The sequence below is a fragment of the Frateuria sp. YIM B11624 genome, assembly GCF_049727805.1.
Lineage (GTDB): Bacteria > Pseudomonadota > Gammaproteobacteria > Xanthomonadales > Rhodanobacteraceae > Frateuria_A.
Map to the genome: position 1 here is coordinate 1 of NZ_JBCNYA010000022.1, position 24,827 is coordinate 24,827.

General features: G+C 69.8%; 25 protein-coding genes. 5 read left to right on the forward strand and 20 right to left on the reverse strand.

All coding sequences use genetic code 11. The annotated features are described in order from the left end of the window. Nucleotides 1-177: 177 nt before the first annotated feature. The 16 genes from AAIL17_RS12060 to AAIL17_RS12135 all read right to left on the reverse strand — a co-directional run bounded on the left by AAIL17_RS12060 (nucleotide 178) and on the right by AAIL17_RS12135 (nucleotide 15,784). The gene (locus tag AAIL17_RS12060) at nucleotides 178-462 is read right to left on the reverse strand and encodes a flagellar protein FliT (protein WP_424683092.1); all 285 of its coding nucleotides are present in this window, start codon (nucleotides 460-462) and stop codon (nucleotides 178-180) included. After that, entirely contained in the window at nucleotides 459-869 is a 411-nt protein-coding gene (fliS, locus tag AAIL17_RS12065) for a flagellar export chaperone FliS (protein ID WP_424683093.1), read from the reverse strand. Before fliS ends, AAIL17_RS12060 begins: the two co-directional genes overlap by 4 nt. 16 nt (nucleotides 870-885) lie before the next feature. Continuing rightward, on the reverse strand, nucleotides 886-2,283 hold the full coding sequence (gene fliD / locus AAIL17_RS12070) for a flagellar filament capping protein FliD (RefSeq protein WP_424683094.1): 1,398 nt from the start codon (nucleotides 2,281-2,283) through the stop codon (nucleotides 886-888). Nucleotides 2,284-2,351: 68 nt separating this feature from the next. Further along, nucleotides 2,352-3,779, reverse strand: a complete 1,428-nt coding sequence (locus tag AAIL17_RS12075; protein WP_424683095.1) for a flagellin — start codon at nucleotides 3,777-3,779, stop codon at nucleotides 2,352-2,354. A gap of 151 nt (nucleotides 3,780-3,930) precedes the next feature. Continuing rightward, nucleotides 3,931-5,121, reverse strand: a complete 1,191-nt coding sequence (gene flgL, locus AAIL17_RS12080; RefSeq protein WP_424683096.1) for a flagellar hook-associated protein FlgL — start codon at nucleotides 5,119-5,121, stop codon at nucleotides 3,931-3,933. Between the two features lie 11 nt (nucleotides 5,122-5,132). After that, nucleotides 5,133-7,004 (reverse strand): flagellar hook-associated protein FlgK, encoded by a 1,872-nt coding sequence (gene flgK / locus AAIL17_RS12085; protein ID WP_424683097.1) that lies wholly within the window; start codon nucleotides 7,002-7,004, stop codon nucleotides 5,133-5,135. Between the two features lie 216 nt (nucleotides 7,005-7,220). Beyond that, nucleotides 7,221-8,318 carry a flagellar assembly peptidoglycan hydrolase FlgJ gene (gene flgJ / locus AAIL17_RS12090; protein WP_424683098.1) on the reverse strand — a complete coding sequence of 366 codons (1,098 nt, stop codon included), beginning with the start codon at nucleotides 8,316-8,318 and terminating at the stop codon, nucleotides 7,221-7,223. Nucleotides 8,319-8,335: 17 nt separating this feature from the next. Then, complete coding sequence (locus tag AAIL17_RS12095; RefSeq protein WP_424683099.1) at nucleotides 8,336-9,430, reverse strand: flagellar basal body P-ring protein FlgI; 1,095 nt, start codon at nucleotides 9,428-9,430, stop codon at nucleotides 8,336-8,338. A gap of 215 nt (nucleotides 9,431-9,645) precedes the next feature. Then, complete coding sequence (gene flgH, locus AAIL17_RS12100) at nucleotides 9,646-10,323, reverse strand: flagellar basal body L-ring protein FlgH (RefSeq protein WP_424683100.1); 678 nt, start codon at nucleotides 10,321-10,323, stop codon at nucleotides 9,646-9,648. A gap of 12 nt (nucleotides 10,324-10,335) precedes the next feature. Further along, nucleotides 10,336-11,121, reverse strand: coding sequence for a flagellar basal-body rod protein FlgG (gene flgG / locus AAIL17_RS12105; protein WP_424683101.1), 786 nt, complete (start codon nucleotides 11,119-11,121; stop codon nucleotides 10,336-10,338). A gap of 16 nt (nucleotides 11,122-11,137) precedes the next feature. Continuing rightward, complete coding sequence (gene flgF, locus AAIL17_RS12110) at nucleotides 11,138-11,878, reverse strand: flagellar basal-body rod protein FlgF (protein WP_424683102.1); 741 nt, start codon at nucleotides 11,876-11,878, stop codon at nucleotides 11,138-11,140. A 21-nt stretch (nucleotides 11,879-11,899) separates the two neighbouring features. Next, the gene (gene flgE, locus AAIL17_RS12115; protein WP_424683103.1) at nucleotides 11,900-13,120 is read right to left on the reverse strand and encodes a flagellar hook protein FlgE; all 1,221 of its coding nucleotides are present in this window, start codon (nucleotides 13,118-13,120) and stop codon (nucleotides 11,900-11,902) included. 46 nt (nucleotides 13,121-13,166) lie between these two features. Further along, on the reverse strand, nucleotides 13,167-13,817 hold the full coding sequence (locus AAIL17_RS12120) for a flagellar hook assembly protein FlgD (RefSeq protein WP_424683104.1): 651 nt from the start codon (nucleotides 13,815-13,817) through the stop codon (nucleotides 13,167-13,169). Nucleotides 13,818-13,826: 9 nt separating this feature from the next. Next, nucleotides 13,827-14,249 carry a flagellar basal body rod protein FlgC gene (flgC, locus tag AAIL17_RS12125; RefSeq protein ID WP_424683105.1) on the reverse strand — a complete coding sequence of 141 codons (423 nt, stop codon included), beginning with the start codon at nucleotides 14,247-14,249 and terminating at the stop codon, nucleotides 13,827-13,829. Beyond that, entirely contained in the window at nucleotides 14,249-14,653 is a 405-nt protein-coding gene (gene flgB, locus AAIL17_RS12130) for a flagellar basal body rod protein FlgB (RefSeq protein ID WP_327478934.1), read from the reverse strand. Before flgB ends, flgC begins: the two co-directional genes overlap by 1 nt. A gap of 201 nt (nucleotides 14,654-14,854) precedes the next feature. After that, the gene (locus tag AAIL17_RS12135) at nucleotides 14,855-15,784 is read right to left on the reverse strand and encodes a chemotaxis protein (RefSeq protein ID WP_424683106.1); all 930 of its coding nucleotides are present in this window, start codon (nucleotides 15,782-15,784) and stop codon (nucleotides 14,855-14,857) included. Between the two features lie 323 nt (nucleotides 15,785-16,107). Here AAIL17_RS12135 and AAIL17_RS12140 point away from each other — a divergent pair, with 323 nt between their 5' ends. From AAIL17_RS12140 to AAIL17_RS12160, 5 genes are all read left to right on the forward strand, one after another. Continuing rightward, complete coding sequence (locus AAIL17_RS12140) at nucleotides 16,108-17,412, forward strand: methyl-accepting chemotaxis protein (RefSeq protein WP_424683107.1); 1,305 nt, start codon at nucleotides 16,108-16,110, stop codon at nucleotides 17,410-17,412. Next, entirely contained in the window at nucleotides 17,412-18,107 is a 696-nt protein-coding gene (flgA, locus tag AAIL17_RS12145; RefSeq protein WP_424683108.1) for a flagellar basal body P-ring formation chaperone FlgA, read from the forward strand. Before AAIL17_RS12140 ends, flgA begins: the two co-directional genes overlap by 1 nt. Before the next feature lie 93 nt (nucleotides 18,108-18,200). Continuing rightward, entirely contained in the window at nucleotides 18,201-18,524 is a 324-nt protein-coding gene (gene flgM, locus AAIL17_RS12150; protein WP_424683109.1) for a flagellar biosynthesis anti-sigma factor FlgM, read from the forward strand. 9 nt (nucleotides 18,525-18,533) lie between these two features. After that, nucleotides 18,534-18,983: a flagella synthesis protein FlgN gene (locus AAIL17_RS12155; RefSeq protein WP_424683110.1), complete on the forward strand. Its 450-nt coding sequence runs from the start codon at nucleotides 18,534-18,536 to the stop codon at nucleotides 18,981-18,983. Nucleotides 18,984-19,071: 88 nt separating this feature from the next. Then, on the forward strand, nucleotides 19,072-20,334 hold the full coding sequence (locus tag AAIL17_RS12160) for an EAL and HDOD domain-containing protein (RefSeq protein ID WP_424683111.1): 1,263 nt from the start codon (nucleotides 19,072-19,074) through the stop codon (nucleotides 20,332-20,334). A 225-nt stretch (nucleotides 20,335-20,559) separates the two neighbouring features. On the opposite strand, the gene AAIL17_RS12165 is transcribed toward AAIL17_RS12160, so the two are convergent. The 4 genes from AAIL17_RS12165 to AAIL17_RS12180 form a co-directional block, all read right to left on the reverse strand. Beyond that, nucleotides 20,560-21,612, reverse strand: a complete 1,053-nt coding sequence (locus tag AAIL17_RS12165; RefSeq protein WP_424683112.1) for a TMEM43 family protein — start codon at nucleotides 21,610-21,612, stop codon at nucleotides 20,560-20,562. Further along, nucleotides 21,609-22,472 carry an MBL fold metallo-hydrolase gene (locus tag AAIL17_RS12170; RefSeq protein ID WP_424683113.1) on the reverse strand — a complete coding sequence of 288 codons (864 nt, stop codon included), beginning with the start codon at nucleotides 22,470-22,472 and terminating at the stop codon, nucleotides 21,609-21,611. The genes AAIL17_RS12165 and AAIL17_RS12170 overlap by 4 nt, the downstream gene beginning before the upstream one ends. A 282-nt stretch (nucleotides 22,473-22,754) precedes the next feature. After that, nucleotides 22,755-24,479, reverse strand: a complete 1,725-nt coding sequence (gene ggt / locus AAIL17_RS12175; RefSeq protein WP_424683114.1) for a gamma-glutamyltransferase — start codon at nucleotides 24,477-24,479, stop codon at nucleotides 22,755-22,757. Further along, the gene (locus AAIL17_RS12180) at nucleotides 24,476-24,736 is read right to left on the reverse strand and encodes a YfhL family 4Fe-4S dicluster ferredoxin (protein WP_424683115.1); all 261 of its coding nucleotides are present in this window, start codon (nucleotides 24,734-24,736) and stop codon (nucleotides 24,476-24,478) included. Before AAIL17_RS12180 ends, ggt begins: the two co-directional genes overlap by 4 nt. Nucleotides 24,737-24,827 lie beyond the last annotated feature (91 nt).

The window sequence follows — 24,827 nt, forward strand, 5'->3', positions numbered from 1 at the left end:
CTTTTCCGTGGTTTCCCGCAAGCCTTGGCCCCTCACCCCAGCCCTCTCCCCGGAGGGGAGAGGGAGCAACCTCCGGCTTGCTCGACTTTCCCGCAAGCCTTGCCCCTCACCCAGGCCTCTCCCCGCAGGGGAGAGGGGGCCAAGAGGCGGCTCTCTCGTCAGGAAGCGGTGCCTGGCTCAGCCGCCGTAGGCGGCGATCGCCCGGGCGCGGTCGTGTTCGGCCTGCCACTGCCCGCCGGCGGTATCGCGCGCCTGGGTGACCAGCGCGCGCAGTTCGCGGTCCAGCGCCAGCAGGTCGCCGAGCTGGCGCACGCTGTCCTCGTCCTGCGACACCGGCTGCATCACCAGCGACTGGCGTTCGGCTTCCAGCGCGACCACCTGCTCCCAGTCGCCGGTGCGGGCGGCGTCGAGCATGGCGCGGGTCAGCGCCAGGGCCAGCGCCATCGGCAGTTGTTCGTTCATGCGCCGGCGCCGGCCGGGCGGCGCGCCTCGAGCGGCACCTGCACCCAGCTGTTGCGCACCTTCTGCAGCAGCGCGCTGACTTCGTCCAGCGCGGACACGTCGTTGCGCAGGTTGGCGTGCAGCAGGCGCCGGCCCATGTAGTCGTAGAGCTGGTCGAGCTGGCCGACCAGCGGCGTGTCGACCTTCGGATCGAGCGCGTCGCGCAGGCCGCCGATGATCTCGATGCAGCGGCCGATCACCTCGCCCTTGGGCGCGATCTCGCCGCGCTGCATGTGCCCGCGCGCGGTGACCAGGCGCTCCAGCGCGCCGTCCATCAGCAGCGTGATCAGGCCGTGCGGATCGGCCGACTCCACGCCGCCGTGCGAGCGGACCTGCTGGTAGGCGTTGGCGCCCTGTCCGAATGCCATGGTGGGTTCCTCCGTCTTACTTGTTCTTGTTCGCCGCGGTGAGCGCGTCGAATTGCTGGGTCAGGTAGCTGCTGGTGCTGTTGAGCTTGGTCAGCAGCGTGTCGAGCGTGCTGAACTGGCGCGTGTAGCGCGTGGTCAGCGCGTCCATGCGGCTGTCGAGCTCGCTCTGGCGGTCGTCCAGGTCCGACAACTGCTTGTTGAGGTTGTCGGTGCGCGTTTCCAGGATGCCGTCGCTGCCGATCCACTTGTCCAGCGCGCCGTTGAGCTTGCCGGCCAGGCCGGCGTCGCCGCCGAACAGCGAAGAGACCGCGGCGCCGCCGTTGGACAAGGCGTCGCTCAGCTTGCCGCTGTCCAGGCTCAGCGTGCCGTCCAACTGCAGGGTCGCGCCGATGTCGCTCAGCGTGCCGCCGTTGGACGTGCCGCCCATGACCGCCGCCAGCGTGCTCTTGATGCTGTTGAGCGTGGCGTCGCCGATCAGGGCGCCCGAGGTCTGGGTGGTGGCGTCGTACTTGGTCAGGTTCTTGTAGATGCCGACGAAGCTGTTGTACGTGTTGACCAGGTTGGTGACCGCGCTGGTCGCCTTGGCCGTATCGCTCGAGACCGTGACCGTGCTGGTGCCTTCGGCGGCCAGGTTGAGGGTCAGCCCGTCGATGGCGGTACTGACGGTGTTGCCGGCGCTGTGGCCCGGCAGCCCGTCGATCGTGTACTCGGCGTCCTGCGCCGCATCGATGACGGTGAGGCCGTTGCCGGAAGCCGCGTTGGGGTCGTAGCCGAGCGCGGAGAGGCCGCCGTCGCCGCCGCTGGCGCTCACGCTGAAGCCGTTGTCCGCACCGGTGCGGGTGCCGCGCAGCACGAGGTGCGCGCCGTCGGTGCCGGTGACGATGGTGGCGCTGACGCCGGGGTTGTCGGACGACTGGTTGATCGCGTCGCGGATCTGCGCGAGCGAGGCGTGCGCCGAGTCGATGTCCAGGCTCATCTGCTGGTCGCCGACGGCGATCGTCAGCGTGCCCGTGCCGACCGTCGCGTCGCTGTCGGCGAACGCGCCGGACGACGCTTTCATGGCGCCGGCGAGCTTGGTCACCGCGATCGTGTAGCTGCCGTTGACCGCGTCGGTGCGGGCGGTGGCGGAAAGCACGTCGCTGTCGCCCACGGCGACCGCATGTGCCGCCAGGGCGCTTCCGTCGCTCAGCGAAGCCAGCGCCGACTTCAGCGCCGAAAGCGCTGCGCTGACCTGGCCGAGGGCCGAGATCTGCGTCTGCGCCTTGGTGGCCTGGGCGGTGATCTGGTCCTGCTGGGGCTTCTTCTTGGCCGCCACCAGCTGGCTGACCAGGCTGTCGACGTCGAGTCCGGATCCGATGCCTGCGGCGGAGAAGAGCGCGCTGGAGGAACTGCTGGAGCCGACGGTGATGGCCATGGTCTTGGAATCCTTTTATGGGAAGGGCGGCCGTGTCGCCACGGCCGCCTCCCGTGTGGTTGCCGCTGTTACTGCAGCAGCTTCAGCACGCTCTGCGTGGTGGAGTTGGCCTGCGCCAGCACCGAGACACCGGCCTGCTGCAGGATGTTCGCGCTGGACATGTTGGCCGTCTCGGCCGCGAAGTCGGCGTCCTGGATCTGGCTGCGCGACGAATCGAGGTTCTGCGAGATGGTCTGCAGGTTGGCGATCGTCGAATCGAAGCGGTTCTGCACCGCACCCAGGTCGCTGCGGATCGAGCTGATCGACTGCAGGGCCGAGTCGATGCGGTTGATCACGTCGTTGGCACCGGACACCGTCTTGACGTCCACGCCGCTGAGCGAGCCGGAGGCCGTCGTGGTGCCCATGGTGAAGCCCATCGAGGTGTTCGCGCCCGCCAGCACCAGGTCATCCTGCGAGTCGATCTTCACCTTGCCGGTGTCGTCCAGGTAGGCCGACACGCCGCTGATGCCCTTGCTGTTGATCGCGTCGACCAGCGACTTGGAATCGGCGAAGGTACCGGTGATGGCAGTGCCGTTGATGCTGAAGTCGCCGGCGGCGAGCGTCAGGCTGGAGGCCGTGCCCGCCACTGCGTCGGCGCCGCTGGTGTTGCCGGTGATGAACGCCGCGTCGGTGCCGCCCACCGTGATCGCGCTGGCGGTGCCGGTCGCGGTCGTGGTGATGGTGAAGCCATCGGTGCCGCTGGCGGCGACCGTGTACGCGCCGGAAGCGCTGGCATCCAACTGCGCCTGGATGTCGGTGACCATCGCGGCCTGGTCGGCGTACGCCGTGGTCAGCGAGACCGCGTTGCCGTCGATCGTGAAGTCCTGGTTGGTGGTGCTGAAGTCGACGCCGCTGCCGTTGGCGGCGGTGGCCACCGACGCGGTCGCGGCGCTGCCGCCGCTCGAGAAGGCGCCGCTGATGTCGCTGGACGCCGTGGCGATCGCGCCGATGTCCGAAGCGCGGGTGCCCTTGGTAAGGTCGACCGAGATGGTCTCGCCGACGTTGGCGCCGACCTGGAAGGCGGCCTGGCCGAACGAGCCGTCCAGCACGTGGCGGCCATTGAAGGTGGTCTGCTGCGAGATGCGGGTCACTTCCGCCAGGCGCTGCTGCACTTCGGCGTCCAGCGCGGAGCGGTCGGAATCGGAGTTGGTCGCGTTGGCCGACTGCACGGCCAGCTCGCGGATGCGCTGCAGGTTGTTGGTGACCTCGTCCAGCGCCGACTCGGTGGTCTGCGACAGGGAGATACCGTCGTTGGCGTTGCGCACGGCCTGGTTCAGGCCGTTGATCTGGGTGGTGAAGCGGGTGGCGATGGCCAGGCCCGCGGCATCGTCCTTGGCGCTGTTGATGCGCATGCCGGAGGACAGGCGCGCAATGGCGGTGGACAGCTTGCTCTGCGACTTCGCCAGATTGGTTTGCGCATTCAGCGAGCTGATGTTGGTGAGAACGCTCATGACCATGGGAATGTCTCCGTCTAGGGTCTTTGATGCCGTTGGTTCGGCGGTGGTAGTCAGCGGGATGCCGATTGGAACACCGCCGCCTCAGACCCTTTTTCGACTTCCCCCGTGGAAACTTGAGTACACCCTGTTGACTTTTTTTGCGCCGCGTTTTTCAGCGCAGGTAATCGAACAGCGACATGTTCTGCAGCTTGCTGAAGGTGAGCTGCGCGGCCTGCAGCGCGGAGCTCTGCAGGCTCAGCTTGCTCACCGCGTCGTAGTAGTTGAGATCCTGCGTATCGGACAGCGCGGTCTTGTACTGCAGCGTGAGGTCGTCGTTGAGCGACCCCTGCTGGTCGAGCGCGTTCATGCGTGCGCCGACCGCTGCGCGCGTGCGGGTGATCGAGCCGATCGCCTGGTCGAGGTTGGCCAGTTGTCCGTTGAGCGCGTTCTGCATGTCCGCGCCGCCGGTGTTGGCCTGCGTGAAGTTGGCGATGATGCCGTCCATCGTGTCGAACACGCTCTGTGTCGACGACGGCGCCACGTTGAAGCTGTCGCCCGCGGCAGGCGTGCCGGAGAAGGCCACCTGCACGCCCTTGAAGGCGACCATGCCGCCCTTCTGCGTGTCGTAGCTGCCGCTGGTCACCAGCGCACCGCCGCCGTCGCGCACCTCGTAGGTGCCAGGCGCAGTGAAGGTGACCTGATAGCTGCCGCCGTCCCACGCCGTCGCGTCGACCACGCTGGAGGCGCCGGCGACTGCGCTGCCGGTGTTGCCGGCGGCGGCACCCACGGCAAACGTACCGTTGCCGGTGGGAATGCCCATGAAGATCGCGCTGCCCGGATCGCCGGTGGCCACCTGCAGGCCCGGGCCGGCGGCGACCATGCGCTGCCCCTGGTCGCCCACGTAGCTCACGCTGCCCTGCGAGACGAACGGCTGCGCGCCGGTGCGGTTGCCGGCGAAGATGTAGTCGCCCTGCGAATCCTTGCTGTTGGCGATGCCCAGCAGCTGCCCGCGCAATTGCACCAGCTCGGCGGCGATGTCGGCGCGCGACTCGTCGGTCTGGGTGGCGTTCATGCCCTGCAGGGTGAGCGTGCGCACGCGGTCGAGCACGTCGCTGACCGACGACAGAGTCTGGTCTTCCAGCCCCAGCCGCGCATTGGCCGAGGTGATGTTGCGCTGGTACTGCGCGGTATCGGCGCCCAGATGCGTCAGCTCGACTGCGCGCGCGGCGCCGACCGGATCGTCCGAGGGCTGGTTGATGCGTTTGCCGGTGCCCATCTGGGTCTGGATGTCGGACAGGTCGCCCTGCCGCTCCATCATGGTGTTGACCGACTGCTGCTGCATCCAGCTGGTGGAAACTCGCATGGCTGGACCCCTTAGCCCTTGAACGCGCCGAGCAGCGCGTTGAACACGGTGTTGGCGGCGGTGATGATCTGCGCCGATGCCTGGTAGGCCTGCTGGTAGCGCACCAGGTTGGCCGCTTCCTCGTCCATGTTCACGCCGCTGACGCTCTGCTGCGCGGCCATCGCCTGGTTGTAGACGGCCGTCTGCGTGGTGGCCGCGTCGTCCGCCAGCGAGCCGGCGCTGCCGACCTGGCCGACCAGTTGCCCGTAGGCGCCGCCGACGCTGGTGGCGCCGCCGTCGAGCACGCCCAGGTTGGCCACCGCGCCGAGCTTGAGCGCGTTGGAGTTGTCGCCGCGCGCGTTGGTGTTGGCCTGCACGCTGAAGCTGTCGCCGGCGGCGGGCGCGCCGTCGAGCGCGAGGCTCCAGCCGTTGTGCACGATCGGCGTGCCGGGGGTGAAGGTCTGCGCCGGACCGCCATCGATGCTGTAGCTGGTCGGCGAGGAGAACACGATGCTCGAGGCGGTGAACAGGTTCGCATCCGTGCCGTCGGCGACGGAAAGCGCACCCACGCTGCCGGTGCCGGTGTTCACCGTTGCCGCGCTGCCGAGCAGCGGCGCGGCGGCGGCGATCCTGTTCGGATCGGTGATCGCCACGCTGACGCTGCCCGCGGCGTTGCGGCTGGGCTGGATGCGGAAGCTGTCGCCGGCGCTGGCCGCGCCGCCGCCGACCACGAAACTCAAGCCGCCGGCCTTGAACGGATCGGCGGCGGTGCCGGTGCCGGTCATCGCGACCGTGGCGCCGCTGCCGTCCTTGAGGTTCCAGGCGCTGCCGTCGAAGGACAAGACGTAGTCCTGGCTGCCCAGCGCGCCGAGATCGTTGATGCCGGCCGTGACCGTGGCGCTGCCGGCGTTGCCGCTGGCCGCCTGCACGGCGGGGCCGGCGACGTTGAAGAAGGTGCCGCCGAGCTGGCCGTTGAGATCCACGCCCTGCGCGTGCTGGTCGTTGAAGGCGTCGGCCATCGCCAGCGCGGCGCGGCCTAGCTGGTTCTGCGCTGGGTCGAGCACGTTGCTGCGGAAGTCCAGCAGCGCGCCCAGCGTGCCGCCGCCGATCCGCCCGCTCAGCACCGCGCCGGTGCCCTTGTCGACCACTTCCAGCCGGGTCGCATCGTAGGCGTTCGGCGCGGTGCCCAGTTCGTAGGACTGCGTGCCGCTGACCAGCGCCTGGCCGTTGCCGACGAAGACGCTCAACGTGCCGTCGCCCTGCTTGGCCACGCTGATGCCCACTTCGCCGGAGAGCTTCTTGATCAGCGCGTCACGCTGGTCGAGCAGGTCGGACGGCTCGCCGCCGGTGGACGCACGGATGCGCTCGTTGAGCTTGGCGATCGCGGCGCTGTCGGAATTGATCGAGGCGACGGTGTCGGTGAGCTGGCGCTGCACCTGGCCGTCCAGGCTGTTGAACTGGCCGGACAGCGCGCGGAAGGTGCTCGCCAGCGCACCGGCGCGGGCCAGCAGCACGCCGCGCGCGGAAGCGTCGGCCGGCGCGTTGGCGACGTCCTGCACGGCGCCGAAGAAGGTATCCAGCGAACTCTGCAGGTTGCTGCTGCCGGAGAGCTGGTTGTTGAGCTGGTCGGTCAGCGCCTGGTAGGCATCGGCGCGGCCCTTGGAGGAAGACGCCGACCACAGCGCGGTATTGAGGTACTGGCTGTAGGCGCGCTGCACCGCCTGGGTGTCCACGCCGGTGCCCACGTAGTAGCGCCCCTCGGCCTGCGGCGCTCGCGCGGCGAAGGTCACCTGCTGGCGGCTGTAGCCGTCGGTGTTGGCGTTGGAGACGTTGTGGCCGGTGGTGCTCAGGCCCACCTGCGCGGCAAGCAGGCCGGAGACGCCGGTCGAAAGCAGGTCAGCCATGGGGGTTTTCCGTTCTTATGGCGCACGGATAGGAGGGTCGAGGCAAGCTCGCCCCCTTCCGCCCTTCGGGCACCTTCCCCCGTGGAACGGGGGAAGGATTCGAGTGGCCGCCTACCGAGCCTTCCCCCGTTCCACGGGGGAAGGTGCCGACAGGCGGATGGAGGGGGCCTTGCGGGGAGGCATGCGTCATGCCTGCTGTGACGGCAACTTGACGCCTCACTTGAATGTCCCCGCGTCCAGCGCCGCCAGCGCCTCGCGCATCTGCGGGCTGTTGGCGATCGCGGTGAGCTTGGCGGCGTAGGCCGGGTCGGTGGCGTAGCCGCCGCGGCTCAGCGCGTGGGCGAAGCCGGCGACGTTCTCGCCCTGCCCCAGCGCGCGGGCGTAGCGCGGGTTGTCCGAAAGCATCCGCGCGTAATCGGCGAAGGCCTGTCCGGGATTGTCGTAGGCGCGGAAGTTGTCGCGCTTGCGCACCGCCACGCCGCCTTCGTATTCGAGCGTCGGTACGCTGACCTTGTCGCCGTCCCAGCCGCCGCCGGCCTTGATGCCGAACAGGTTGAAGCTGCTGGAGCCGTCGTGCCGGTGCGGCAGGTGCTTGCCCCAGCCGGTCTCCAGCGCGGCCTGCGCCAGCAGCGCGCGCACCGAGACGCCGAGCTTGTCGGCCGCGGCCTGCGCGTGCGGCGCCATCGCCTGCACGAAGCCGACCGGGTCGCCCGGGATGAACTTGCTGACGACGTTCGCCGCACCCTGGGCCAGCTTGCCCAGCGTGGCGCGCCAGTCCTGCGCGGCACCGGCATCGGCGGTGAGCTGCAGCAGGCCGTCGCCCTGGGCGTCGGTACCTTCGCCCAGGTGCAGCAACGCGCGGGTGCCGGCCTCGGCGCCGGCGGCGAGCGGGCCGAACAGGCTGGCGGCGGCGCCTCCCGGCAGCGCGCCGACGGCGACGCTGGCGAGCAGCGCCTTGTCATCGGTGGCCGGCGCGGCCTTGGGCTCGGCGTCCTTGCCGCCGAGCTGGCGCACCAGCATGCGGGCAATCCCCAGGCCGTTGTTGCCCTGCGAGAGCGACAGCGAAAGCTGCTGGTCGAACAGGTCGCGGTAGGCCTTGCCCTGCTCGCTGTCGCCCATGGCGTTGTCGCCGAAGCTGGCGTTCGCCTCGCGCATGGACTTGAGCATCATCTGGGTGAAGATCGCCTCGAACTGTTTGGCGACCTTCGGCAGCGCCGCCTTGCCGTCGTCCTGCGCCTGCGCGCGCAACTGGTTGAACCCGGACAGGTCGGTCCAGGTGTCGAGCGCGGGCAAGTTGGCGTTGGCGGGCGTCATGTTTCCGTCGCGCGTAGCTAGATCACCACGAGTTCTGCATGAAGCGCGCCAGCCTGCTTGAGCGCCTGCAGGATCGAGATCAGGTCGCTGGGCGCGGCGCCCACCTGGTTCACCGCGCGCACGATGGTGTCCAGGCTCACGCCGGGGCCGAACTTGAACATGTGCGCGCCGTCCTCGCTGACCTGCACGTCGGAGCTGGGCACCACCGCGGTCTGGCCGCGCGAGAACGGCTGCGGCTGGCTGACCAGCGGCTGTTCGCTGATGGTCACCTGGATCGCGCCATGCGCCACCGCAGCGGCCGTCACCTTGACGTCCGAGCCGATCACCACGGTGCCGGTGCGCGAGTTGACCACCACGCGCGCCGGCGCGTCGCCCGGGGTAACGTCTAGCTGCTGGACCATGCCCAGCCAGGCGACCTTCTGCCCCGGATCCTGCGGGCCGCGCACGCTCACCGTGCCGCCGTCGACTGGTTGAGCAGTGCCGGCGCCGAACGCCGCGTTGATCGCCTGCGCGATGCGCGCGGCGGTGGTGAAGTCGGGCGTGTTGAGGTTGAGCATCAGGTCGCCGGCGTTGCCGAACGCGCTGGGCACGCTGCGCTCGACCGAGGCGCCGTTGGGGATGCGGCCACTGGCGGAAATGTTCACCTGCACGCTGGAGCCGCTCTTGCCCTGCGCGCTGACGCCGCCGACCACCACGCTGCCCTGGGCAATCGCGTAGACGTTGCCGTCGGCGCCGCGCAGCGGCGACATCAGCAGCTCGCCGCCGCGCAGGCTCTTGGCGTTGCCGATCGAGGCGACGGTGACGTCGATCGTCTGGCCGGGCTTGGCGAAGGGCGGCAGTTCGGCGGTGATGGTCACGGCCGCGGCGTTCTTCAGCTGCGGGCGCGCGTTCGGCGGCACGGTGATGCCGAACTGCTGGAGCATGTTCTCCAGGCTCTGCGTGGTGAACGGGGCCTGGGTGGTCTGGTCGCCGCTTCCATCGAGGCCGACGACCAGGCCGTAGCCGATAAGCTGGTTGGAGCGCACACCGCCGACGGAGGCGAGGTCGCGGATCTTGTCGGCGTGGACAGGAGCGGCCAGCAGGCAGAGCGCGATCCCCAAGGCAAGCCACACACCAGCTCCCTCTCCCTCTTTCCTAATCAAGGATGGGGGAGAGCGTTGGGGTGAGGGGCCACTCTTGCGGAAAAGGTTGTGCAGGCGGTGTTGGAAAGAAGCAAAAGCAGAGCGCGTCCGACGAGCGCCACTCGCGACAATCGTCCCCTCACCCCAGCCCTCTCCCCGGAGGGGAGAGGGAGCAGTGCGCGCGGGGTTGGAGTTCATGGCGTTCATCAGAACGGCATCCATTTCGAGTTGAAAAAGCGCGACAGCCACCCTCGCGTGTTCGCGTCGGCCAGCGTGCCGCGGCCGGTGTAGCTGATGCGCGCGTCGGCGACGCGGGTCGAGGGCACCGAGTTGTCCGGGCTGATGTCCTGCGGGCGCACGATGCCGGAGATGCGCACCAGTTCCTGGCCCTGGTTGATGGTCAGCCACTTCTCGCCGCGGATGATCAGGTTGCCGTTGGACAGCCGCTCGGCCACGGTGACGGTGATCGAGCCGGTCAACTGGTTGGATTGGCTGGACGAGCCGTTGCCGTCGAAGGTGCGTTCGCCGTCCAGGCCCAGGCTGGCCGAGTTGCCGTTGATCGTGAGCCCCTTGCCCAGGATGGTCGGCGCGGCGAGGTCGGCCTTGTCTTTCTTGCTGGTGCTGGTGCTGGCCTTCTTGCTGGCCTGGGTGCTTTCCACCAGCGCGATGGTGAGGATGTCGCCCACCCGATGCGCACGCGCGTCGGAGAACAGCTCCATGTTCTGGTTGTCGTGGTAGATCGAGCCGTCGGCCGGTGCCGCGGCGACCGGCGGCTGCATCGGCGGGGTCGGCGCCCACTGGCCGTCGTCGCGCGCGGGCATGGCCATGCAGCCGGCAAGCAGCGACAGCGCGAGGGCAGCGGTGGAAAGGCGGAGCAGGGACATGACGGCTTGTGCTCAGGTCTTGTTGGTGAGGAACTGCAGCATCTGGTCGGCGGCGGAGATGGCCTTGGAGTTCATCTCGTAGGTGCGCTGCGTCTCGATCATGTCGACCATCTGCTCGACCACGTTGACGTTGGAGGACTCCAGCGCGCCCTGCGCCAGCGTGCCCAGACCATTGAGGCCCGGCTGGCCGATCTGCGGCGAACCGCTCGAGGCGGTTTCCAGGTAGAGGTTGTCGCCGTTGGGCTGCAGGCCCGCGGGATTGATGAAGTCGGCCAGTTGCACGGTGCCCACCTGCTGCGGCGCGGCCTGGCCCGGCAGCGTGATGCTGACCGTGCCGTCGCTGCCGATGGTGATCGACTGCGCGTTGGCGGGAATGGTGATCGCCGGGTCCACCGCGTAGCCGTTGGCGGTGACCACCTGGCCGTTCTGGTCCATGTGCAGCGAGCCGTCGCGGGTGTAGGCGATGGAGCCGTCGGGCATGGTCACCTGCAGGAAGCCACGGCCCTGGATCGCCAGGTCCAGCGAGTTGCCGGTCTGCTCGATGTTGCCCTGGGTGAACAGCTTCTCGTTGCCTACCACGCGCACGCCGGTGCCCAGCATCAGGCCGGACGGCGCGTTGGTCTGCTCGGTGGTCTGCCCGCCGGGCTGGCGCAGGTTCTGGTAGACCAGGTCCTGGAACGAGGCGCGCGAGCTCTTGAAGCCGGTGGTGTTGGCGTTGGCGAGGTTGTGCGAGACCACGTCCATGCGCGTCTGCTGCGCATCCAGACCGGTCTTGGCGACCCACAGGGAAGAGAACATGGTTGTCTCCTGAAACTTAGGTGAGCGAGAGCAGGCGGGTCGCCGACTGCGCGTTGTCGTCGGCGTTCTTGATCGCCTTGACCTGGAGTTCGTACTGGCGCGAAAGCTCGATCATCTGCACCAGCGTCTGCGACGGATTGACGTTGCTGGACTCCAGCACGCCGGACTTCAGGCCCACCGCCGGGTCGGCCTGCGCCGGGGCGCCGCCAGCCAAGTGCATCAGGCCGTCGCTCCCCAGCGCGAGCTGATTTGGCGGCGGGTTGACCAGCTTGATGCGGCCGACCGTGGCAAGCGTTTCCGGGCCCTGGCCCGTCGGCACCACGGAAACCGTGCCGTCGTTGCCGATGCTCACCTGGGTGGCCGGCGGCAGGCTGATCGGGCCGCTGTCGCCCATCACCAGGTTGCCGCGCGCATCGGTGAGCAGGCCGTCGGGCGTGAGCTGCAGGTTGCCGGCGCGCGTGTAGGCCTCGCTGCCGTCGGCCGCCTGCACCGCGATCCAGCCATCGCCCTGCACGGCGACGTCCAGCTCGCGGCCGGTCTGGATCTCCGCGCCCGAGCGCAGGTCCACGCCCTCGCCCTGCGCCACGCCGTTGATCCGCGTGGCCATGCCGGGGCCCTGCACCGGCAGCGCCTGGAAGGCCGACATCTGCGCCTTGAAGCCGACCGTGTCGGCGTTGGCCAGGTTGTGCGCCACTTCCGTCTGCGCCCGCATCATCTGCGTGGCGCCGGTCATGGCGACGTAGAGCGAACGATCCATGCGAGGCCTCGGGCGTCAGCGTCAGTTGCGGATGTTGATGATGGTTTGCGTGAGCTTGTCGTCGGTGGAGATCACCTGCGCGTTCGCCTGGTAGTTGCGCTGCGCCTTGATCATGTTCACCAGCTGCGCGGTGAGGTCGGCGGTGTTGGAGGCTTCCAACGCGCCGGACTGCACGCCACCGAAGGTGCCCTGCCCGGCCGCGCCCATCACCGGCGCGCCCGAATCGAACGAAGCCGCCCAACTGGTGTTGTCCAGCTGCCGCAGGCCCTGCAGGTTGCTGAAGTTGGCCAGCGCGAGCTGGCCCAGCGGCACCGACTGGCCGTTGGAATACTTGGCCTGCACCACGCCTTCGCTGGACACGTCGATGCTCGAGAGCGTGCCGCTCGGGTAGCCGTCCGGATCCACCGCGTTGAGGCTGTAGCTGTTGCCGAACTGCGTGGCCTTGGACAGGTCGATCGACAGTGCCATCGGGTCGGCACCCGGGCTGACCGACAGCGCGCCGAAGTTGAGCTTGCCGCCCGCCGGTGTGGCCAGCGCGCCGCTGCTGCTGAACGACACCGCCTGCGGCGCGCCGGCGGAGACGCCGTCGACGTACAGGTAGGCGTTCCAGGTATTGGCGGCCGCGTCCTTGACGAAGTAGACCGTGCCGTTGTGGGTGGCGCCCAGCGAGTCGTACGCGGTGAACGGCGTGGCCTGGGTGTAGCTCAACGCGTCGGTGGGGCTGAACGGCGTGGTGGTCGGCGGCGTCGCGTCGGAGGGCAGGTTCAGCGACATCGCCACGTTGGCGGTCGCCTTGGCCGCGCTCTGCGCGTCGGTCAGCTTGAGGTCGGTGAGGCGGCTGGTGTCGAAGCCGCTGGCGGTGGGTGCGTACACCTGCAGGTGCTGCCCGCTGGCGTTGACCACGTTGCCGCTGGAATCCTGGTGGAAGGCGCCGGCGCGGGTGTAGGAGTAGCCCTTGCCGTCGCGCATGGTGAAGAAGCCGTCGCCGCTGATGGCGAAGTCCAGGCTGTTACCGGTGTTCTCCACGTTGCCCGCGCCGAACTGCTGCGACACGTCGGCCAGGCGCACGCCGCTGCCGATGGCGGTGGCCGAAAGGTTGCGGCCGGCCGAGTTGAACAGCTCGGCGAACTCGGCACGCGAGCCCTTGAAGCCAGCGGTGCCGGTGTTGGCGATGTTGTTGGCGGTGACCTCGAGGTCCTTGGACGCCGCATTCAGGCCGCTCAGCGCGATATTGAAAGCCATCGGTGTTTCCCCTGTACGGGTGTGGGTTCCGGTTGATGGATGTGGATCAGTTGACGCGCGCGACCTGGCTCAGCAGCACGCCGCCGAAGCCGTCCACGTCCAGGTAGGCGCCGTCGGCGCCGGTCATGCCCACGCCGGCGACCTTGCCGGTGACGTAGGTCGCCACCGCGGTGTTGCCGACCTGGGCGCTCAGGCCGTAGACGCCCGGCGGCAACGGTTCGCCGTCGTTGCCGGTGCCGTCCCAGTGGAAGTCGGTCAGGCCGGCGGTCTGCGTGCCCAGGTCGATCGTGCGCACCACGTCGCCGGCGCTGTCGGTGATCTTCACCAGCGTGTGGCCGCCGCCGTCGGGCACGTTGACGGCGCCGTCGAGCGCGCCGCCCTGCAGCTTGCCCGCGCCCGAAGGCACGGTGACGCTGCGGCCGACCATGCTGGAGGCCTGCAGCAACTGGTTGCCCTGCATCGACTGCGCGAGCGCGTCGAAGGAGGCCTGCAGGTTCTGCGTGGCCGACACCTGGTTGATCTGCGCCAGCTGGCTGACCATCTGCGAGGAATCCATCGGCTGGGTCGGATCCTGGTTGCGCATCTGCTGGATCAGCAGGCTCAGGAAATCCGCCTGGCTCAGCGTCTTGTTGTCCTTCTGCGCGGACTGCGCGGCGGCGCCGGCGGAACTGGAGGCATTGACTGCGATATCGCTCATGACCGTTCCTTACTTCCCGAGATCCAGCGTCTTCTGCATCAGCTGGCGCGCGGTGTTCATCACTTCGACGCTGTTCTGGTAGGAGCGCGAGGCCGAGATCATGTTGACCAGCTCGTCCACCGGGTTGACGTTGCTCTGGTAGACGTAGCCGTCGGCATCGGCCAGCGGGTTGCCCGGCTCGTAGCGGCTGGTGATCGCGTTCGGGCTCTCGGTGACGCCGAGCACCTTGACGCCCTCGCTGCCGGCCTCGGCCGGCTTGCCGTCCAGGCCGTTGCGGATCGCCGCGAACAGCGGCTCCTTCGCGCGGTAGGCGGCCTGCGGCGTGCTCGCCACGCTGTCGGCGTTGGCCAGGTTGCTGGCCACGGTGTTGAGCCGGGTGGACTGCGCCGCCATGCCGGAGCCGGCGACGTTGAAAATGTTGAACAGCGACATCAGCCCTGGCCTCCGGTGATGGCGGTCCGCAGCATGCGGATCTGCGCGGTGATGAAGGCCAGGCTCGCCTGGTAGTGCACGCCGTTGGCGGCGAAGGCGGCCTGTTCCTGCTGCGCGTCGACGGTGTTGCCGTCCATGCTGGGCTGGGTCGGCACGCGGTAGGCGAGCGTGTCGCGCGCCTGGGCGACCGGATCGATCTGCCCCGGCGTGGGCGCGGCCAGCGGCAGGCTGCCGTCGCCGCTGCCGCCGGCGGCGGCCAGCGCCTTGCGGAAGTCGACGTCGCGGGCGAGGTAGCCGGGCGTGTCGGCGTTGGCCAGGTTGCTGGCCAGCACCTCGGTACGACGCTGCCACAGCGCGAGCGCGCCGGTGTGCATGCCGAACAGGTTGTCGATGGGTTGGCTCATCGCTTGCCTCCGCGCGGGTCGAATCGTCCGCACGGAGCTGGAGGCAAGTTGTGTGCCATGGGCGCGCGAAGCCGCGCCGTGGCTGGCTTTGCGGGGTGGAACGGTTTTCCGGCTGCACCCTGGAGTCGGTTTTCTGACGGGGTCGTAGGGTGGGCTTCAGCCCACCATCACGCCGCCGAAAGCGGTGGGCTGAAGCCGACCCTACGACGCCTCGTCATCCGGCAGCAGCTCGATCACCGCCTGGGCCAGCAGGTCGGGCTGGAACTTGGTGACGAAGCGGTCGGCGTTGACCTCGCGCACCATCGCCTCGTTGAACAGCCCGGAGAGCGAGCTGTGCAGCACCACCTTGAGCCGGCGCAGCGAAGGCGTCTCGCGGATCGCGCGGGTCAGCGCGTAGCCGTCCAGTTGCGGCATCTCGATGTCGGACACCACCAGGTTGACGCCTTCCTCCGGCGGCAGCGCGGCCAGCTCGTGCAGGCGGTCGAGCGCCTCGCGGCCGTCCTGCGCCACCACGCATTCGATGTTCATCTGCTTGAACAGACTGACCAGGCGGCGGCGCGCGATCAGCGAATCGTCCGCCACCAGCACCCGCCGCGGGCGCAGCGGATGGGCGCCGGCGGCGCGCTGCATCTGCGCCGAGAGTTCGTGCGGCGTGGCGTCGATGCTGGCCAGCACGTGCTCCACGTCGACCACCGCCACCAGCGCGCCATTGACGCGGGTGACTGCGTTCACCCGCGAGCCGAAGCCCAGCGCGGTGCTGGGCGCGACCAGCGACTCGCCCTCGCAATGCACCATGTGCGCGAGGTCGGAGACCAGGAAGCCCTGCACCGAGCGGCTGAACTCGGTGACCATCAGGTGCGCGGACGGCTCGTCGATCAAGGGGGGATAGCCCAGCGCCGCGGCCAGGTCGATCACCGGGATGGTCTGCCCGCGGTAGTCGCAGCTGCCGGCGATCAGCGCGTGCGCGCCGGGCATGCGCTCCAGCGGCGGCCGACGCAGCACCTCGCGCACCTTGAATACGTTGATGCCGAACAACTGCGCGTCGCCCAGCCGGAACAGCAGCATCGCCACCCGGTTGTGCCCGGCCAGGCGGGTCTGGCGTTCGACGTTTTCCAGCAGGGCGCCGGCCATGCGTTTCTCCTCGGGGATCGGCGGGCCGCGGCCCGTCCCTGCATATCGGCGGGGCGCTCCGGCGCTTGAGCCGGTTCGCTACGCGCTTGCGTCCTTCCCCCGCGAACGCGGGGGAAGGTGCCGACAGGCGGATGGGGGCGCTCTTGGGCGGGATGCCTGGACGGGCTTCTCGCAAGGCCTCCCCCATCCGCCCCTTCGGGCACCTTCCCCCGCAGGCGGGGGAAGGATCGGGAACGCCGCACGCTGGCACATGCGTTGCTTGTTCAAGTTTCGACGCATCCAGACGATGTCCTTCCCATTCATCCGCAGGAAACCGCATCTCCATGAGCCTGATCCGTAGCCAGTCCCTGGCCGCGCTGGTCCAAGCGGCCGCCGCTGGCGACGAGGCACGCCTCGAACAGTTGTCGCGCCAGCACCCGGCCGTGGCCCGCGCGCTGGCGCCGTTGCTGGCCCGCCTCGACGGTGGTCGGCCTGCGGCGATGGCGCTGCAGACCCTCGAACAGCAGGGCCTGGTGCTCGCCGCCGCGCAGATGCTCGGCCGCGAGCAGTCCGCGCTGGACAAGGCCACCCAGGAAGGCCGCGACGGCGTCGGCCGCTTGACGGACGCCAGCGCCGGAATCTCGACGGCCCTGCAGCAGGTCGCCAGCGCCTTGACGCAGGTCGAGCAGGCGCGCCAGACCGGCAGCGCCGGCGTGAGCGAACTGGACGGCCAGCTGCGCCTGCTGCGCAGCGCGCTGTCGGCGATGAACCGCAACCAGGCGCGCCTGGCCGAGCAGGTCGAGCAGATCGGCAAGCTCACCGGCGTGGTGCAGGAGATCGCCCACCAGACCAACCTGGTCGCGCTGAACGCGGCCATCGAAGCCGCCCGCGCGGGCGAGGCCGGCCGCGGCTTCGCGGTGGTCGCCGACGAGGTCAAGCAACTGGCCGAGAAGACCACCCAGGCCACCACCGAGATCGAGACGGTCACCGGTTCCATCGGCGATTTCTCGCAGCAGCTGGACGGCGACGTGCAGCAGGGCATGCAGCGGCTGGAGCAGGCGCAGTCCGGCGTGATCCAGGCCGACGCGGCGATGCGCCGCAGCGGCGAGGCGCTGGCCGGCGCCAGCGAGAAGATCGCCCAGCTGCGCCAGGGCCAGGACGTGCAGCAGGCCCGCGCGGCCGCCGCGCAGGCGGCGCTGGGCGCCCTGCAGCGCCGCAGCACCGAGGCGCGCCGGCAGAGCGAGGCGCTCAGCCGCGCCGCGCTGCTGGCGCACCGGCTGGCGCTGGGCTGGCTCGAACACGAGGCCGGCAACGACCCGGCCAGCCTGAGCCTGACCGTGCGCGAATCGGCGCAGGGCATCCGCCAGGCGATGGAACTGGCGCTGCTCGAACCGGGCGCGCTGGACCGGCGCTGGTTCGATACCGAGGCGCTGGACCGCACCGTGCGCCGCCTGGCCGCGCAGCATCCGGAGCACCCGGCCGCCGGCGCGCTCAGCGAAGCCGGCGCACGGTTGTCCGAGCACGGCAGCGCCTTCGTCGGCCTGTTGTGCAACGGCCAGGTGGAGCAGGCCCAGCAGATCAGCCAGCGGCTGGAATCCGACCGCGAGGCGCTGGTCGTCCAGCTCGCCGCGCTGCTGGCCGAAGCCTGATGGCCTTGGCGCGCCGCTGCCTGCTGCTCGCGTTACTGGGGACGGTCCTGCCGGCCCTGGCCGCGCCGCTGTCGGAGGCGGACGTGCGCGCACAGGCCGAGCAGTTCGTCGCCCGGCAGTACGCCGCGCCCGGCAGCCGCGTCGAGGTGAAGTCCGAGGCGCTGGACCCGCGCCTGCGCATCGCCGATTGCGCCGCGCCGCTCGCCGCCAGCCTCCCCGGCGGCCTGCGCATGACGCCTCGGCTGAGCGTGCTGGTGCGTTGCCCGGCCGCCGACGGCTGGACCCTGCGCGTGCCGGTCGAGCTGCACGTGTTCCGCCAGGTGCTGGTGGCCAGCCGGCCGCTGGTGCGCGGCGACGGCATCGTGGCGGCGGACGTGCATGCCGAGCCGCGTGACGTCACCCACCTGCCCTATGGCTACGTGGAAAGCATGGACCAGGTCGCCGAGCGCAGCCTGTCGCGGCCGGTCGCCGCCGGCAGCGTGCTGACCCCCAGCGCGCTGGGCGGCCGGCAGATGGTCCGCGCCGGCGACCACGTGCAACTGGTGGCCGAACTGGACGGCATCGCGGTGCGCGCCGAGGGCGTCGCCCTGGGCAGCGGCGACGCGGGCGCCCGCATGCGGGTACGCAACGGCAATTCCGGCCGCGTGGTCGACGCCATCGTGCGCGCCCCGGGCGTGGTCGTGGCGCTACCCTGAACGAACCGGACCGGCACGACAGACGAGGCTAAAGTTTTTCCCGACCCCGCCGATTCCCCTGGGGACAGGGCCCAACTTACGCGAGAAGGACCGATGAACACGACCATTTCCAACAACGGCTTGCCCCTCCTGCCGCAGGCTCCCGGCAACCAGGCCAACGGCCCGGCGTCGGGCGGCAATGCCGCCAGCGACGCGCCCGCCGCCGTGACGCCGAAGGACGACAGCGTCCGCCTGACCGACTCGGCGCGCGCGCTGCAGGACGCCGCCAAGGTGGACGGCCAGGGCACGATCGACAGCAAGAAGGTGGAGAAGATCCGCCAGTCGATCGCCGACGGCAGCTACCAGGTCAATCCGGCCGCCATCGCCGACAAGATGATCGCGCTCGAGGCGCAGATCGCCGGTCCGGCGAAGCCGTAATCCGCAACCATGAGCAAGCTGCTGCACCATGAGCTCGAAACCGCGCTGGCCGCGGTGGTGGAGGACCTGCACCGGTCCGTCACCGAGCTCGCCGCGACCCTGGCCGCCGAGCGCGAGGCGCTGGTGGCCGCCGATGCGGCCGCGCTGGATCGCGCCGGCGCACGCAAGCAGGCGCTGATGCAGCAGCTCGAGCAACTGGACGCCGAGCGCGTGCAGTTGCTCAAGGTCGAGCCGTCCGCCGCCGCGCAGGTCGAACCGCGCTGGCGCGAAGTGCTCGAACTGCTGCGCGGCTGCCATGAGATGAACCAGCGCAACGGGAGCCTGGTCAGCCAGCGGCTGACCCAGGTTCGCGAGGCGCTGGCCGTGCTGAGCGGCCAGGGCGGCGACGCCCGCGGCCTGTACGGACCCGGTGGCGAAGTGCGCACGGCGTTGCGCTCGCACCACCTGGCCTCGGCCTGACGCCGGCGCGCAAGCCTTACGGACGCCGCGCCGCAAGGCCGGTGGAGATCCACCCCAGGCGGGATCAGCCCGCGAGTAGATCAAGACCATGAGCGACACCGCCGTCTCGACCCAGTCCCGCCTCGCCGGCAACCGCGAAATGCCCCTGCCGGTCGTGCGGGTGCCGATGCTGGACCAGAAGCGCGAACTGTTCGCCTACGAGGTCATGTTCCACCGCCATGCCGGCGACGAGCAGGAGCTGATGCAGCGCGTGCTCTCGACCCTGGCCGACGGCGCGCTGACCCGGCTGGTGCGCGGCAACCGCACCTTCCTCACCCTTTCGCGCGAACTGCTGCTGGGCCAGACCGACGTGCTGGCGCACCAGCCGCGCTTCGGCGTGCTGCTGCAGCCGGCCATGGCCGACGACGCCGAACTGATGGACCGGCTGCAGAAGATGTCCCAGCGCGGCTGCCTGCTGATGCTGGACGCCGGCGCGATGGACCTGCACGGTTCGGTGGCGCTGGAGACGCTGCTGCAGATCGTGCAGTTCGTGCGGCTGGACGCCAGCTCGCTGAGTCCCGAGCAGATGCGCGAGCGCGCCGAGAAGCTGCACGAGCGCGGCATCTGGGTGATCGCCGGCCACGTCGACGACCACGCCACCTACCAGCGCTGCCTGGAACTGCCGCTGCAGGCGATCCAGGGCCGCTACCTGCTGATTCCCGACCAGGTGGAAGTGCCGGTGCTCTCGGCCAACCGCCTGTCGCTGCTGCGCCTGATGCGCGAGCTGCAGGAGAACAACCCCGGCCCGATCGAGCTGGGCGACATCATCCGCAACGACGCGATCCTTTCCTACAAGCTGCTGAGCTGCGTGAACTCGGCCTACTTCGGCCTGCCCAAGCAGCTCAAGTCCGTGCAGCAGGCGGCGATCTTCTTCGGCGTCACGCGCATGCGCAACTGGGTGTTCACCATGGCGCTGGGCGGCATGGACGACCGTCCGCCGGAGCTGCTGCGCACCGCGCTGATCCGCGCGCACATGTGCGAGCAACTCGCCTCGCACATGCCGCGCCAGCAGAAGGAAATGGCGTTCACCGTAGGCCTGTTCTCGCTGCTGGACACGCTGATGTGCGCGCCGATGGAGTTCGTGCTCGAACAGCTTCCACTGGTGCCGGAGATCCGCGAGGCGCTGGTCGGCAACCGCGGCCCGTTCGGCCCGCTGCTGGAGCAGATCCACGCCTGGGAAGCCGGCCAGCTCAGCGGCCAGATGCAGCCGCAGCAGATCCAGCGCATGGCCGGCATCTACCTGGAAGCGACCCAGTGGGCCGACCAGGTGTATTCGTTCGCCGAACCCAAGGCGCCGGCCGCCGCGGCCTAAGTCGACGTACCCGGACGCGCACTAACCCCTCCGAGCCTTCCCCCGCGAACGCGGGGGAAGGTGCCGACAGGCGGATGGGGGCGCTTCTGGGCGGGATGCCGGGGTGGGCTTTCCGCAAGGCTTCCCCCATCCGCCCTGCGGGCACCTTCCCCCGTGGACGGGGGAAGGATTCCACGATGCAACACCTTGTTTGTCGGAGTTCCTCCGCGAACGCGGAGCGCCCGATCAATGCGTCCGGTCTGGCCGTCCCATCCGCCGGTGCAGCAAGACCACCGCGACCACGCCGGCCACCGTCACCCCCAGCCAGTTCAGGACTGGCGGCCAGTCGCCACCCAGCCATGAGGCGCAGGACACCGCGCCGATCGCGGTTACGCCCACCGCCAGGGCCAGCGCCGCGTCGCCGATGCGCCGGCGACGGTCCCACAGCAGCAGGAAGGCGCCCAGTGCAGCCAGCAGGATCGCGCCGCCACGCCGGGCGGTGGTGAATTCCGGCGGGTCGGGCACGTCCGGCAGCACGTCGCCGAGCGAGCGTACGCCGACCTGCACCTGGTAACCCCGCCCGTCGTCCGCCTGGCTGGCGCGCACCAGCCGGTCGCCGTCCAGCCGCGCGAAGATCGTCAGCGGCTGCACCGGCACGGCCTGCCAGCTCACCCGCACGTCGCCCAGCCGCGGCGAGCCCGGGTCGGCGCTGGTGGTCAGGTAGTCGTGGTAAAGGCTGAAGCTGGCCGCGAGGTTGGCCGGCAACCGCGACGGATCGGGCGCGACCGCCTCGCTGCCCGGCAGGGCATGCACCAGCACCGGCCCGAGCGCGAAGCCGCCGACCCGCACCTTGCCTGCCACGAAGCGCTGGCTCTGCAGCGGAAACGCTTTCGGGTTGGCGTGGCCGCGCGGCTGGTCGAACTTGCCGGTGTCCTGCAGCTCGTCGGACCAGTCCAGCTCGTAGTGCACGTCGCTGCCCACGCGCACCTCGCGCCACTGGAACATCTCCACGTGGCGGTCGAGCACCGGGGTAGCAACGGTCAGGTTGAACTCGTCGTCGTGCGGCGCCTCGACCACCTCGGGCGTGCCGGACACCAGCACCATGCTGCCGTGCATGCCCGGCTGCGGTCCCTGCGCGCCGGCCTGCACCACGTCGCCGCCGTGTCGCACAGCGGCGACGTGGTGGATCAGCAGGCCGCGCTCGGTGATCGCCGCCAGGCCCAGGCCGGCGATCAGCAGCACCGCGCCGCCGCCGCGCAGCAGCAGGGCCCGCGTGCCGATCCGCGTCTGCCGCCTCACTCCACCGCCCCGGCCGGTTCGCCGCGCAGGCTCGCCCGCTCGTCGGCGGTGCCGAAGCGGCCGCGCTCGTCGCGGGTCACCCGGGCCGCCGCGCAGGCGTGGTCGTGGGTGAAGAACAGCCGCACCCCACGGGCAAGCTTGTCCTCGAGGAACGCGCGCTTCTCGTCGATCAGCGTCTCCGGCGCACGGTCGTAGCCCATGGTGATCGGCAGGTGCACCCACGGACGGCCCGGGATCAGGTCGGCGCAGAACACCACGCCGCCGACCTCGGCCAGCATCAGGCCGGGCGTGTGGCCGTCGGAGAAGTGGAAGCGCACGGACTTGCCGAGCGCCTTCGAATGCGGCCCCTCGACCAGCTCCAGCCGGCCGCTGGCTTCCAGCATGCCGGCCAGCTCGGGAATGAACGAGGCACGGTCGCGCGGGTGCGGCGACTGCGCGCGGCGCCAGTGTTCGGCGCCGACCAGGAAGGTGGCGTTGGGAAACAGCAGCCGCGGCGGCTCGCCTTCGGCCCAAGGCGCCAGCAGGCCGCCGGCGTGGTCGAAGTGCAGGTGCGAGAGCGCCACCGCGTCGACGTCCTCGTGCGAGAGGCCGGCCTGGGCGAGCGACTCGAGCAGCACGTGGCGGTCTTCCACCACGCCGTAGCGCTCGCGCAGCTTCGGCTCGAAGAAGGCGCCGATGCCGGTTTCGAACAGCACGTTGCGGCCGTCCAGGTCCTTCACCAGCAGGCAGCGGCAGGCCAGCGGGATGCGGTTCTCCGCATCGGGCGCGATCCAGCGCGCCCACATGGCCTTGGGCGCGTTGCCGAACATCGCCCCGCCATCGAGCTTCTGGGTGTTGCCCTCAAGGGACCACAGCTGCATTCACGTCGCCCATGTTGCAAGGATGCCCATGGCGATTCTACGCAGGGGGCGCGGTGCTGTCTGCCGGCCCTGGAGTTGCGGTCCGCCGACAGGCTCTCCCATCCGCCTGTCGGCACCTTCCCCCGCGTTCGCGGGGGAAGGCTCGGAAGCGTGGCATTGCGGCCCCGATCACTCCCTCGCTGAGGAAAGGGCTCGGGAGCCTCGCATCGCGGCCCCGATCCTTCCTCGTTTACGGCGGAAGGTGCCCGAAGGGCGGATGGGGGAGTTCCCGCGAGGAACCCGCTATTGCACCTTGCCCAGCCCCGACGGCCGCCGCGGGTCGCTTGCCGCATCCAGCCTGTTGTCGCGGTGGTCCCAGGTGACCACGTTCATGAAGCCCCATGGATCGCGCGGATGCAGCGTATAGCCCATGCGCTTGAGCTCGCGCGCGGTGGCCGCGTCGAACACGCCCGCTTCCACGTCCACGCGGTCGGGCATGAACTGATGGTGGAAGCGCTTCTGCGCCACGATGGCGCTGGCGTCCTTGCCGTCGATGAAGGCGAGGATGCCTTCCAGCACCTGCGTGATGATGGTCGAGCCGCCGGGCGAGCCGATCACCGCCGTGCGGTCCTTGCCGATCACCAGGCTGGGCGACATCGAGGAGAGCATGCGCTTGCCGCCCTCGGGTGCATTGGCCTTGCTGCCGAGCAGGCCGTACACGTTCGGCTTGTTGGGCACCAGCGCGAAGTCGTCCATTTCGTCGTTGAGCAGCACGCCGGTACCGGCGGCGACGAAGGTGGAACCGAGCGTGTAGTTCACCGTCGAGGTGACGGCGATCATGTTGCCGTCCTTGTCGATGATCGAGAAATGCGTGGTGTGCGGGCCCGGATCATGCGCGCCGCTGGAAGGCAGCATCGAGGACGGCGTGGCCTTGTCGGGCAGGATGCTCTGGCGCAGGCCGTCGGCGTAGTACGGCGACAGCAGCATGTCCAGCGGCATCTTCACGAAGTCGGGGTCGCCGAGGTAATCGTTGTGGTCGCGGAAGGCGCGGCGCATCGCCTCGATCACGTAGTGCGCGCGATGGGCGCGATCGAGCCTGTCCAGGTCGACGCCGCGCAGGATGTTGAGGATCTCGGCGATCGCCACGCCGCCGGAGGACGGCGGCGGCGCGGTGACGATGCGGTAGCCGTGGTAGTCCACGCTGATCGGCGCGCGCTCCTTCACCTGGTAGCCGGCCAGGTCCGCTTCGCTCCAGTTGCCGCCGGCCGCGCGCACGGCGGCCACCAGCTTCTTCGCCACCTCGCCCTTGTAGAAGCCGTCGCGGCCCTGCCGGGCGAGGCTCTCCAGCGTGCGTGCCTGGTCGGGGTCGCGCCAGGTGCGGCCTTCCACGGGTGGCTTGCCGTCGACGAAATACTTGGCGGCCGAGGCCGGCCAGCGCTTGAGGAAGTCGGCGCGCTCGGCGATGGCGTCGCGCAGGCGGCTGTCCGGTTCGAAGCCGTCACGTGCGGTGCGGATCGCCGGCGCCAGCGAGGTCGACAGCGGCAGCTTGCCGTAGTGCGCGGCCAGCCAGGCCAGACCGGCCGGCTCGCCCGGAATGCCGGCCGAGAGCGGACCGTTCAGCGCGGCATCGCGGTTGGGCGAACCGTCCGCATTGAGATAGGCCTTCGGGTCGACCGCTGCCGGCGCCACCTCGCGCGCGTCGATGAACACCTCGCGCCCGTCCGAGGCGCGCCGCAGCACCGCCAGGAAACCGCCGCCCAGCCCGGAGCTTTCCGGCTCGACCACCGACAGCGTGGACGCCACCGCGACCGCCGCGTCGAACGCATTGCCGCCCTTGGCCAGCACTTCCAGCCCGGCGTTGGTAGCCAGGAAGTTGGCGCTGGCAATCGCGCCGTGGCCGGGCTTCTGCGCCGTCGCGGTGGCGGGACCGGCATGCGGCGCCTGCGCCGGCGGGTCTGTCGCGAAGGCGGCGCCGCTGGTCAGGAACAGGCTCAGCAACAGGGCGCGCCAACGCAGGGACAGACTCATGCCGTGGTCTCCTTCGCCATCAACTGGCGGTATTTGAGTTCGAGTTGCTCGCGCGTCTCGGCCAGCGCGTCGTCGACGAGGATGCATTCGACCGGGCACACCAGCACGCACTGCGGCTCGTCATGGTGACCGACGCACTCGGTGCACAACGCGGGGTCGATCACGTAATAGTCCTCGCCCATCGAGATCGCCTTGTTCGGGCACGCGGGCTCGCAGACGTCGCAGTTGACGCAGGTGTCGAGGATCTTCAGGGACATAAGCGCCAATGGTAGCGCGGAGCGGCCGCCCCCGCCGATCCCAGGGCGGCCCAAACGAAAACGCCCGCGATGCCGTCGGGCATCGCGGGCG

Excerpts from the sequence above, each read along its gene's own strand:
- flgH (WP_424683100.1), bottom strand. The coding sequence starts at position 10,323 with ATGTCCCTGCTCCGCCTTTCCACCGCTGCCCTCGCGCTGTCGCTGCTT.
- ggt (WP_424683114.1), bottom strand. The coding sequence starts at position 24,479 with ATGAGTCTGTCCCTGCGTTGGCGCGCCCTGTTGCTGAGCCTGTTCCTG.
- AAIL17_RS12120 (WP_424683104.1), bottom strand. The coding sequence starts at position 13,817 with ATGAGCGATATCGCAGTCAATGCCTCCAGTTCCGCCGGCGCCGCCGCG.
- AAIL17_RS12135 (WP_424683106.1), bottom strand. The coding sequence starts at position 15,784 with ATGGCCGGCGCCCTGCTGGAAAACGTCGAACGCCAGACCCGCCTGGCC.
- fliS (WP_424683093.1), bottom strand. The coding sequence starts at position 869 with ATGGCATTCGGACAGGGCGCCAACGCCTACCAGCAGGTCCGCTCGCAC.
- AAIL17_RS12170 (WP_424683113.1), bottom strand. The coding sequence starts at position 22,472 with ATGCAGCTGTGGTCCCTTGAGGGCAACACCCAGAAGCTCGATGGCGGG.
- flgL (WP_424683096.1), bottom strand. The coding sequence starts at position 5,121 with ATGCGAGTTTCCACCAGCTGGATGCAGCAGCAGTCGGTCAACACCATG.
- AAIL17_RS12155 (WP_424683110.1), top strand. The coding sequence starts at position 18,534 with ATGAGCAAGCTGCTGCACCATGAGCTCGAAACCGCGCTGGCCGCGGTG.
- flgJ (WP_424683098.1), bottom strand. The coding sequence starts at position 8,318 with ATGACGCCCGCCAACGCCAACTTGCCCGCGCTCGACACCTGGACCGAC.
- flgC (WP_424683105.1), bottom strand. The coding sequence starts at position 14,249 with ATGTCGCTGTTCAACATTTTCAACGTCGCCGGCTCCGGCATGGCGGCG.
- AAIL17_RS12140 (WP_424683107.1), top strand. The coding sequence starts at position 16,108 with ATGAGCCTGATCCGTAGCCAGTCCCTGGCCGCGCTGGTCCAAGCGGCC.
- AAIL17_RS12180 (WP_424683115.1), bottom strand. The coding sequence starts at position 24,736 with ATGTCCCTGAAGATCCTCGACACCTGCGTCAACTGCGACGTCTGCGAG.
- flgA (WP_424683108.1), top strand. The coding sequence starts at position 17,412 with ATGGCCTTGGCGCGCCGCTGCCTGCTGCTCGCGTTACTGGGGACGGTC.
- flgB (WP_327478934.1), bottom strand. The coding sequence starts at position 14,653 with ATGAGCCAACCCATCGACAACCTGTTCGGCATGCACACCGGCGCGCTC.
- AAIL17_RS12075 (WP_424683095.1), bottom strand. The coding sequence starts at position 3,779 with ATGGTCATGAGCGTTCTCACCAACATCAGCTCGCTGAATGCGCAAACC.
- flgK (WP_424683097.1), bottom strand. The coding sequence starts at position 7,004 with ATGGCTGACCTGCTTTCGACCGGCGTCTCCGGCCTGCTTGCCGCGCAG.
- AAIL17_RS12160 (WP_424683111.1), top strand. The coding sequence starts at position 19,072 with ATGAGCGACACCGCCGTCTCGACCCAGTCCCGCCTCGCCGGCAACCGC.
- flgF (WP_424683102.1), bottom strand. The coding sequence starts at position 11,878 with ATGGATCGTTCGCTCTACGTCGCCATGACCGGCGCCACGCAGATGATG.
- flgE (WP_424683103.1), bottom strand. The coding sequence starts at position 13,120 with ATGGCTTTCAATATCGCGCTGAGCGGCCTGAATGCGGCGTCCAAGGAC.
- flgG (WP_424683101.1), bottom strand. The coding sequence starts at position 11,121 with ATGTTCTCTTCCCTGTGGGTCGCCAAGACCGGTCTGGATGCGCAGCAG.
- fliD (WP_424683094.1), bottom strand. The coding sequence starts at position 2,283 with ATGGCCATCACCGTCGGCTCCAGCAGTTCCTCCAGCGCGCTCTTCTCC.
- AAIL17_RS12060 (WP_424683092.1), bottom strand. The coding sequence starts at position 462 with ATGAACGAACAACTGCCGATGGCGCTGGCCCTGGCGCTGACCCGCGCC.
- flgM (WP_424683109.1), top strand. The coding sequence starts at position 18,201 with ATGAACACGACCATTTCCAACAACGGCTTGCCCCTCCTGCCGCAGGCT.